8 protein-coding genes are annotated in these 7,525 nt (G+C 57.7%); all 8 read right to left on the bottom strand.

Annotated elements, in window-relative coordinates; all coding sequences use genetic code 11:
• Nucleotides 1–55: 55 nt before the first annotated feature.
• Nucleotides 56–2,185: a flagellar biosynthesis protein FlhA gene (gene flhA / locus ACRESJ_RS00250; RefSeq protein WP_431756075.1), complete on the bottom strand. Its 2,130-nt coding sequence runs from the start codon at nt 2,183–2,185 to the stop codon at nt 56–58.
• Between the two features lie 295 nt (nt 2,186–2,480).
• Complete coding sequence (locus tag ACRESJ_RS00245) at nt 2,481–3,377, bottom strand: hypothetical protein (RefSeq protein ID WP_431756074.1); 897 nt, start codon at nt 3,375–3,377, stop codon at nt 2,481–2,483.
• A 247-nt stretch (nt 3,378–3,624) separates the two neighbouring features.
• Nucleotides 3,625–4,764, bottom strand: a complete 1,140-nt coding sequence (gene flhB / locus ACRESJ_RS00240; protein ID WP_431756073.1) for a flagellar biosynthesis protein FlhB — start codon at nt 4,762–4,764, stop codon at nt 3,625–3,627.
• A gap of 3 nt (nt 4,765–4,767) precedes the next feature.
• The gene (gene fliR, locus ACRESJ_RS00235; protein WP_431756072.1) at nt 4,768–5,553 is read right to left on the bottom strand and encodes a flagellar biosynthetic protein FliR; all 786 of its coding nucleotides are present in this window, start codon (nt 5,551–5,553) and stop codon (nt 4,768–4,770) included.
• 3 nt (nt 5,554–5,556) lie between these two features.
• On the bottom strand, nt 5,557–5,826 hold the full coding sequence (fliQ, locus tag ACRESJ_RS00230; protein ID WP_103402486.1) for a flagellar biosynthesis protein FliQ: 270 nt from the start codon (nt 5,824–5,826) through the stop codon (nt 5,557–5,559).
• Nucleotides 5,823–6,581: a flagellar type III secretion system pore protein FliP gene (gene fliP, locus ACRESJ_RS00225; RefSeq protein ID WP_431756071.1), complete on the bottom strand. Its 759-nt coding sequence runs from the start codon at nt 6,579–6,581 to the stop codon at nt 5,823–5,825. The genes fliQ and fliP overlap by 4 nt, the downstream gene beginning before the upstream one ends.
• On the bottom strand, nt 6,581–7,027 hold the full coding sequence (fliO, locus tag ACRESJ_RS00220) for a flagellar biosynthetic protein FliO (protein WP_431756070.1): 447 nt from the start codon (nt 7,025–7,027) through the stop codon (nt 6,581–6,583). Before fliO ends, fliP begins: the two co-directional genes overlap by 1 nt.
• Nucleotides 7,028–7,480 carry a flagellar motor switch protein FliN gene (gene fliN / locus ACRESJ_RS00215; RefSeq protein WP_431756069.1) on the bottom strand — a complete coding sequence of 151 codons (453 nt, stop codon included), beginning with the start codon at nt 7,478–7,480 and terminating at the stop codon, nt 7,028–7,030.
• Between the last annotated feature and the right edge of the window lie 45 nt (nt 7,481–7,525).

Here is a 7,525-nt window from a genome sequence, read left to right as displayed (position 1 = left end):
ATGGCCTGACGCATATCGGCGGCGAAAAAACGCTTAACTTGCATAAACCACTACCTCAGCCGTTGGGCCCTACTGTCGCAACGATGGTCACTTGCTTGTTGTCAGGGATTTCCTGGTAAGCCAACACGTGCAAACCCGGGACTGCCAGCCGGCCAAACCGCGAGAGCATCGCGCGTACCGGACCTGCTACCAACAGAATCACCGGTTGACCTTGCATCTCTTGGCGCTGCGCTGCATCGATCAGCGAGCGTTGCAGCTTTTCAGCCATGCTTGGCTCCAGCAGAACGCCCTCTTCCGAGCCTTGTCCTGCCTTCTGCAAACTATTGAGCAATATTTGTTCCAACCTTGGCTCCAGCGTGATCACTGGTAGCTCGGACTCAGTACCTACAATGCTTTGCACGATGGCGCGGGATACGCCGACGCGCACGGCAGCCACCAATGCGGCGGTATCTTGACTCTTGGCCGCATTGTTAGCGATGGCTTCGGCAATGCTGCGAATGTCACGAACCGGTACCTGTTCGGCCAGCAACGCTTGCAGAACCTTGAGCATTTGCGACAGCGACAGCACACCCGGTATCAGCTCTTCAGCGAGTTTTGGCGAGTTTTTCGCCAGCAATTGCATCAGTTGCTGGACTTCTTCGTGCCCGATCAGCTCACTGGAGTGCTTGTACAAAATCTGGTTCAAGTGAGTTGCCACCACTGTACTGGCATCGACCACGGTGTAACCAAGGGATTGCGCTTGCGCACGTTGGCTGATTTCGATCCAGACCGCTTCCAGGCCGAAAGCCGGATCTTTGGCGGTTATGCCGTTGAGCGTGCCGTAAACCTGCCCTGGGTTGATCGCGAGCTCGCGATCCGGATAGATCTCCGCCTCGGCCAGGATCACCCCCATCAGGGTCAGGCGATAGGCGCTTGGTGCCAGGTCAAGGTTGTCGCGGATGTGCACGGTGGGCATCAGGAAGCCCAGGTCCTGGGACAGCTTCTTGCGCACGCCCTTGATCCGCGCCAGCAACTGACCACCCTGGTTACGGTCCACCAGCGGAATCAGGCGGTAACCCACTTCCAGGCCGATCATGTCGATCGGCGTTACGTCATCCCAACCCAACTCCTTGGTTTCCTGGGCGCGAGCCGGCGAAGGCAACAGCTCCTGTTGACGCTTGACCTCTTGCACAGCCTGCAACTTGGCGACGTTCTGCTTGCGCCAGAACAAGTACGCACCGCCAGCCGCCAACGCAGCCATGGTCAGGAACGAGAAATGCGGCATGCCGGGCACCAGCCCCATCACCGCCATCAAACCTGCCGATACGGCCAACGCTTTGGGCGAGGCGAACATCTGGCGATTGATCTGCTTGCCCATGTCTTCGGACCCGGAAGCACGGGTCACCATGATGGCTGCAGCTGTAGATAACAACAGTGATGGCAATTGCGCCACCAAACCGTCACCGATGGTCAACAGCGCGTAAACCTTGCCGGCGTCGCCGAATGTCATGCCGTGCTGGAAGATACCGACCGCCATGCCGCCGATCAGGTTGATGAACAGAATCAGCAAGCCGGCGATGGCGTCACCGCGTACGAACTTGCTGGCACCGTCCATGGAGCCATAAAACTCGGCTTCCTGGGCCACTTCCGAACGACGGGCCTTGGCCTGCGCCTGATCGATCAGGCCGGCATTGAGATCGGCGTCGATGGCCATTTGTTTGCCGGGCATCGCATCGAGGGTGAAACGCGCGCTTACCTCGGAAATCCGCCCGGCACCCTTGGTCACTACAACGAAGTTGATGATCATCAAAATCGCGAAGACCACGATACCGACCACGTAGTTACCGCCGATCACCACCTCACCGAAGGCCTGAATTACCTTACCGGCAGCGGCATGGCCATCCTGACCGTGAAGCATCACCACCCGCGTGGACGCAACGTTCAATGCCAGGCGTAACAACGTCGCCACCAGCAAAATGGTCGGGAACACCGCGAAATCCAGCGGCCGCAGGGCGTACACACAAACCAGCAGAACGACAATCGACAAGGCGATGTTGAAGGTGAAAAACACGTCGAGCAGGAACGGCGGCACCGGCAACATCATCATCGCCAGCATGACCAGCAGCAACAGCGGCACGCCCAGATTGCCTCGACTGAGGTCTGCCATGTTGCTGCGGGCACTGTTGATAAACTGAGAGCGATCCACCGGTTTTCCCCGTTCCTTTAAAGCAAACTTTTGACGCCTGAAGCGGGCGCAGGGCGGCTACTGCAAAAAGCTGTCCAACTTTTGCTTGGAAAGAAATAGAGAGTTTTTTCTGGGGAATTTGTATTGCCTGGACTGACGTCATCGCGGGCAAGCCACGCTCCCACAAGGTTGCGCGCAACTGCACAAGCGGAATGAGCAAATGATGGACGATGCAAAAAAAGGGAACGCCCATTAGCCTCGACTTGGTATCGGCTAATGGACGCCCCCTTTCTTCCAATTTCCCCCGACTCGTTACCTACTCTTTGAGCTTGAGTGAAACATTGTCAAAATAAGTAGTTGTACCACTGCTTTCAGTGCCACCGCTCAAGCTGACCTGTAGCGAAGTATTGTGGCCGCTAGGAAACACTGTGTGCTCTACCTGGTCATCGATCCAATCATTTGTGACTTTTAGAAATTTTTCTGTCACGCCCTGCTCAAGATTTCTCAAATACACGCGTCCACCCTGTGCCCCATCAGGCCCCACTACCTTGACTCTGAATTTAAGAATGTACGTTTTACCAGGGGTTACATTCACCGATTGACTAGCACTGCCCACATTGGAAAAGAGGGCACAAGGGTTGCCATTATCAAGAAAAATCTCCGCCTTACCGACGGCAGGCGGAAACCATTCCCAATACGCTTCTCTCTCACTAAAGAAGCCATTTTTGAGCAACTCATCGGGATCGATGACCTCTTCCTCTTTGGCTAGCAAGACATCATCGAAATCCAACTTTCCGGTAATTGCAAAGAAGGTGATCTGGAGACTTTCCGTGGCCGAAACGCTCCTGAAACGCACCTTCTGCTCTTTCCAATCGTGTACATCACGCAAAAAGAAACGTAACTCCAGCCCGCCGCCAATGACCTCCATGTAGCCAGTGGGATTTTGACTCTGGCCGTCGGATTGTCGCTCACTACCTCGGGTGCGTACTGAGAGGGTATAGAGCGTCGATGCTGTAATCCCCCCAACCACTTGCGTTGCGGAGCCGGAAAGAGAGGCGGCAAAGTGTGGGTTGCCAGCGTCGAAATCTCGGACGGCTAGCGACTGCAGCGTCTCCCCTTTAAAAGACCACTCGGGGCTTCCCACCTCCTTAAACTCGCCATCTTTCACTAGATTATTAAGCCCCGCAGCCCTATCCATCGAAAAGTTCGTCATGTCGAATTCCTTTTTGCGATTAGTGATACGAGGCGTCATTAAAGGCTGTAGGAAGGAGAGTGGCTACTGTCATAAATAACAGGTTTAAGGTGAATTCCGACAGTTGGTAGTGGCTAAAAATCCAGCTAATGAAATCCTGAGCAGCGAGATTGCAGTGCCAGTCGATAACTAAACCGACTGGCCCAGATTCTTCGCGGGCAAGCCTCGCTCCTACAGGTTTTTTGCTAACTGAATGGCTCGATACTTGTCAGGAATCGCGGCGAAGATCGGGCGGAATCGGCAGATCATCCTTAAGCGGATCCGGCCGCTTGCCCTTGCCGGCGCGGTATTGGCGGATCTGATAGACGTACGCCAGGACTTGCGCCACGGCGAGATACAACCCGCCCGGAATTTCCTGCTCCAGTTCGGTGGAGTAATAAATCGATCGCGCCAGCGCAGGCGATTCCAGCAGCAGGATCTCGTTAGCCGCGGCAATCTCCCGAATTTTCAGCGCAAGGAAGTCGCTGCCCTTGGCGATCAGCATAGGCGCCCCGCTCTTGTCCGGGTCGTACTTGAGCGCTACGGCGTAGTGGGTCGGGTTGGTGATGACCACGTCGGCGTCGGGAATCGCTGCCATCATCCGCCGCTGGGACATTTCCCGTTGCAACTGGCGAATGCGTTGCTTGACCTCAGGCCGGCCTTCCTGGTCCTTGTGCTCGTCGCGCACTTCCTGCTTGGTCATCTTCAGCTTCTTGATGCTTTCCCAGATCTGAATCGGCACGTCGACAGCGGCGATGATGATCAACCCGCAGGCCATCCACAGGGTGCTCCAGCCGACCACTTGCAGGCTGTGAATGATGGCTCGGTCCAGCGGTTCGTGGGCGATGCGCAGCAGGTCGTCGATGTCGGCCGACAAAACCGTCAAGGCCACGAACAACACGATGAAGAATTTCGCCAGGGCCTTGAGCAGTTCAGCCAAGGCTTTGGCCGAGAACATGCGCTTGAGACCCGCCCCGGGGTTCATGCGACTGAACTTGGGCGCCATGGTGCTGGCGGAGAACAGCCAGCCGCCGAGGGAGATCGGCCCGATCAGCGCGGCCAGCAACAAGGTGATCATCACCGGCTGAATCGCCAGCAAGGCGATCTGCCCCGAATGCAGCAGAAAGGTGCCCATCGATCGCTGATCCAGTACCACTTCCCGCGACAGGGAAAAATTCAGGCGCATCAGGTCCATCAAGTCCTGGGCCAGAGCCCCACCGAACACCAGCAGCGCACCGGCGCCAGCGAGCATGACCGCCAGGGTATTGAGCTCCTTGGATCGGGCAATCTCACCCTTCTCCCGGGCGTCCTTTTTCTTTTTCTCCGTGGGGTCTTCTGTTTTGTCCTGACCGCTCTCGCTCTCAGCCATGCTTCAGCGCGCCTTTGCCAGTTCACGTAAAAACTGCAAGGCCTCGCTGGCCAGCGGTTGATACTGATTGAGAATGTCGGCCAGCCCGACCCAAACGATAAACAGGCCGAGCACCAAGGTCAGAGGGAAGCCGATGGAGAAAATGTTCAGTTGCGGCGCCGCCCGGGTCATCACACCGAAGGCAATGTTAACCACCAGCAACGCGGTAATCGCTGGCAACACCAGCAACAGCGCCGCGCCGAGCACCCAGCCAAGCTTGCCGGCCAACTCCCAGTAGTGATTGACCATCAGGCCGCTACCGACCGGCAGCGTGGTGAAGCTTTCGGTGAGGACTTCGAACACCACCAGATGGCCGTTCATCGCCAGGAACAACAGCGTCACCAGCATGGTGAAGAACTGCCCGATCACCGCCGCCGAAACGCCGTTGGTAGGGTCGACCATCGAAGCGAAGGCCATGCCCATCTGGATCGCGACAATCTGCCCCGCCACCACGAACGCCTGGAAGAACAACTGCAAGGAAAACCCCAGGATCGCGCCCACCAGGATCTGCTCGGCAATCAGCAGCAACCCGCTCAGATCCAGCGCACTCACTGGCGGCATGGGCGGCAGATTGGGGGCGATGACCACGGTGATAGCGAGGGCGAAATACAGGCGGATGCGCTTGGGCACCAGCGAGGTGCCGAACACCGGCATGACCATCAGCAAGGCGCCGACGCGAAACAACGGCAACATGAAAGTCGCCACCCAGGTGCTGATCTGGGTATCGGTCAGTTGCAGCAGCGACGACATGGCTTAGCCGATGACCTGCGGAATACTGCCGTACAACTGCTGGATGTATTCCATGAAGGTTTGCACCAGCCACGGGCCGGCCACGATCAGCGTCACCAGCATCACCAGCAGGCGCGGCAGGAAGCTCAGGGTTTGTTCGTTGATCTGGGTGGCGGCCTGGAACATCGCCACCAGCAGCCCCACCAGCAGGCTCGGAATCACCAGCACAGCAACCATCATCGTGGTCAGCCACAGCGCTTCACGGAAGATGTCGACGGCAACTTCAGGCGTCATGGCGACACACCACCGAAACTGCTGGCCAAGGTGCCGATGATCAGCGCCCAACCGTCAACCAGCACGAACAGCATGATTTTGAACGGCAGGGAAATGATCAGTGGAGAGAGCATCATCATACCCATGGCCATCAGCACACTGGCCACGACGAGGTCGATGATCAAAAACGGAATGAAGATCATGAAACCAATCTGGAATGCCGTCTTGAGCTCCGAAGTCACGAAGGCCGGCACCAGGATGGTCAACGGTGCTTGATCAGGCGAGGCGATGTCCGTGCGCTTGGACAGGCGCATGAACAACTCCAGGTCACTGGTGCGCGTCTGGGCCAGCATGAAGTCCTTGATCGGCACTTGCGCCTTGGCCACAGCGTCCTGGGCGGTCATTTTTTCCGCCAGGTAGGGCTGCAAGGCGTCCTGATTCACGCGGTCGAACACCGGCGCCATGATGAACAGGGTCAAAAACAGCGCCATGCCGGTAAGGATCTGGTTCGAGGGCGTCTGTTGCAAGCCGAGGGCCTGACGCAGGATCGAGAACACGATGATGATCCGGGTGAAACTGGTCATCAGCATGACGAACGCTGGAATGAAACTCAGCGCGGTCATGATCAGCAGGATTTGCAGGCTGACCGAGTATTCCTGAGCGCCATCGGCGTTGGTGCCCAGGGTAATCGCCGGGATCGACAACGGATCGGCGGCGAACGCCAGCGGCGCGGCCAGCATCAGGGCCAGCGTCAAGACGATGCGAAGCGCACCCATTACTTCTTATCCTTCTGATCTTTGCCCAGGATCTCCAACAGGCGCTGGGCAAACTCCGGCGTGGTCTTTTCGGTCGCGCTGGGCACCTGCACCGGCTCCTTGAGCACATGCAACGCGGTGATGGTGCCAGGGCTCAGGCCGAGCAAAATCTGCTCATTACCGACCTGCACCAGCATCAAGCGATCACGCGGCCCAAGGGCGCGGGAGCCAATGAGTTCGATCACCTGCCCCTTGCCGGCGGGGCCTGCTTGCTGGACCCGGCGCAACAGCCAAGCGAGTAAGAAGATCAGCCCCAGCACCAATAGCAAGCCGAACACCAGCTGTGTCAATTGCCCGGCCACGCCGCTGCTGGCGATGGGCGCAGCGGTCGTGGCAGCGGTCGCAACAGGCTCGGCCGCCAGCACGCTCAATGGCAACGCAAGAAGTACCCCGAAAAGCTTTTTCACTCAGCGCAGCTTCTTGATGCGTTCGCTTGGGCTGATCACGTCGGTCAGGCGGATGCCGAACTTCTCGTTGACCACCACCACCTCGCCATGGGCGATGAGTGTGCCGTTGACCAGTACATCCAGCGGCTCGCCAGCCAGTCGATCGAGCTCGATGACCGAACCCTGGTTGAGTTGCAACAGGTTGCGGATGTTGATGTCGGTGCTGCCCACTTCCATGGAAATCGACACCGGGATATCAAGGATCACGTCCAGGTTTGGACCGTCCATGCTCGCCGGCTCATTGTTTCTCGGCGCGCTGCCGAATTCTTCCATTGGCAAGCGGTTGGAGCCGGAAATGCCCGCATCGGCCGCCAGCAGTGCGTCGATGTCGGCCTGACCGCCATCACCGGATTCTTCCAGGGCCGCGGCCCACTCGTCAGCCAGTGCCTGGTCGTTGTTCATATCGTCAGCCATCAATGTGTCCTCGGCGGGCCACCTTTCAAGGGGAAGCCTTCAGTT

It is taken from the genome of Pseudomonas sp., assembly GCF_050739655.1.
GTDB lineage: Bacteria > Pseudomonadota > Gammaproteobacteria > Pseudomonadales > Pseudomonadaceae > Aquipseudomonas.
The sequence above is the reverse complement of the archived record's forward strand: the minus strand, read 5'-3'. Positions and strand labels throughout refer to the sequence as shown.

What these genes read in the sequence shown, in the direction of transcription:
- fliN (WP_431756069.1), bottom strand. Translation starts at nt 7,480, where the DNA reads ATGGCTGACGATATGAACAACGACCAGGCACTGGCTGACGAGTGGGCC.
- ACRESJ_RS00245 (WP_431756074.1), bottom strand. Translation starts at nt 3,377, where the DNA reads ATGACGAACTTTTCGATGGATAGGGCTGCGGGGCTTAATAATCTAGTG.
- fliP (WP_431756071.1), bottom strand. Translation starts at nt 6,581, where the DNA reads ATGGGTGCGCTTCGCATCGTCTTGACGCTGGCCCTGATGCTGGCCGCG.
- flhB (WP_431756073.1), bottom strand. Translation starts at nt 4,764, where the DNA reads ATGGCTGAGAGCGAGAGCGGTCAGGACAAAACAGAAGACCCCACGGAG.
- fliQ (WP_103402486.1), bottom strand. Translation starts at nt 5,826, where the DNA reads ATGACGCCTGAAGTTGCCGTCGACATCTTCCGTGAAGCGCTGTGGCTG.
- fliR (WP_431756072.1), bottom strand. Translation starts at nt 5,553, where the DNA reads ATGTCGTCGCTGCTGCAACTGACCGATACCCAGATCAGCACCTGGGTG.